General features: G+C 61.0%; 1 protein-coding gene. It reads right to left on the bottom strand.

The genetic code is table 11. The features are described from left to right. Positions 1-75 precede the first annotated feature (75 nt). On the bottom strand, positions 76-1,320 hold the full coding sequence (ltrA, locus tag ACFXIV_RS47815; protein ID WP_379405936.1) for a group II intron reverse transcriptase/maturase: 1,245 nt from the start codon (positions 1,318-1,320) through the stop codon (positions 76-78). Positions 1,321-1,783 lie beyond the last annotated feature (463 nt).

Below are 1,783 nucleotides of genomic sequence, written 5' to 3'. Positions count from 1 at the left end.
GGTCGAGTGGCCCGGGGGAATCGCACCCCCGGGCTCTCACAGAACCGTGCTTAACAGTCTCCCATTACACGGCTCCTACCATCCAGTCGCCATGAAACCACGAGTGTATTCCCAGTGGGCGAACAGCCGGGGATACCTGTGCCCCAACGCTTTCCACCAGGCGTTGACTTTCTTGAATCCGTGTAACCGCCGATATTTCTTGCGAGCCCACCGCACCAGATAGGTGTTGATGCGTTTGCACAGCGCATACAGTTTCGACCGATAGAACCGGCCGTAATACTGCAACCAGCCCCGCACGATCGGATTGATCCATCGGGCCATCTGACCCACCGTCCAGTCCGTGTGTCGATGCAAGTGCCAGCTACGGACCTGCCGGTTGATTCGTTTCTCCGCATCGCGGCTGATCGCGGGCATGAACGAGTTGAACAACCGCCCGTGTTTATCCCGCGCTGTCCGCGCCCGGAACTCATACCCCAGGAACGTGAACGACGTGTGCTCATAGGCACCGGCCCGCTCATAGTCCTTGCAGTACACGACTTTCGTCTTCTCCGGGTGCAGCTCCAACCCGACCTCGGTGAATCGTTCCCCGATCGCGGTCCTCAGCATCAGTGCCTGCTTTTCGCTGGCGCAGTGCACGATGACGTCGTCCACATATCGTTCGAACATGATCCCCGGAAACCTCCGGGACATCCACGCATCGAACGCGTAATGCATGAACAGGTTCGCCAGAATCGGCGATACCGCGGACCCCTGAGGGGTCCCCCGGTCTCGTGTCTCCAGCGTCCCGTCCGGGCGTTGCAGCGGAGCCGAAAGCCACCGCCGCACATACAACACCACCCAGTCCTGGTCGGTGTTGGCCCGGACCGCCTTGACCATCAGTTCGTGATCTACAGTGTCGAAGAACTTCCGGATGTCCAGGTCCAGGACCCATCCACCGGACCCCCAGCACCGCTGTCGGCATGCTCCGACCGCGTCCAGCGCCGAGCGATTCTGCCGATACCCATAGGAGTCCGGATGGAACATCGGTTCCACCCGTTTTTCCAACTCCATGGCCACCACCGTCTGCGCGACCCTGTCCGCGACCGTCGGCACACCCAGAACACGAACCCCGCCACCGGTTTTCGGGATCTCCACCGCCCGAACAGGCGGCGGGAAATACGTCCCCGATGACATCCGATTCCACACCTTATAGAGGTTGTTCCTCAGGTCGGCCTCGAACTCGGCAATCGACTGCCCATCAACCCCGGCAGCACCCTTATTGGCCCGCACTCTGCTAAACGCTTCCTGCACAGCCCATTTCGAAATCTCGAACGACTTCAACGACGACCTCGGCTGACTCATCCAGCTCCTCCCGGCACTTGCCGGTTGACTGCTTCACCAACCCGAATGGTCCGGCCCCTTCGCTCCACCACCATTACAGCGGCTTCACCACTACTACGCGCCGGTCCGCCGGCACGTCCCGCATCGGTACTCAACGCCTCACAGTTTCGGCTGCCCGGCGCGCTCCCTGTCGACCCCGCCGAAGCGAAATCCGTATCGGGACATGCCTTCCCACGTTCCATGCGAAAGCCGCAGATCAGGCTCACGTCGCCTCCATGCCGGACACCGCCTGGCCAGAAATCGGGACACCCGCCAGACTCATCCCGGTGCCAAAAAGACGCCCCGGTTTCGATGTCACCTGTTTCCATTTCGACACGTCGTCAGCGATTCACTCGCGTTCGTCTTCCTGATCCCCACCTGACACCCTCGATCGAGCGCCTTTTCCTCATCGCTCACCACGACG

Source organism: Nocardia sp. NPDC059236, assembly GCF_042754085.1.
Lineage (GTDB): Bacteria > Actinomycetota > Actinomycetes > Mycobacteriales > Mycobacteriaceae > Nocardia.
This window is presented reverse-complemented; position numbering and strand designations above follow the sequence as displayed.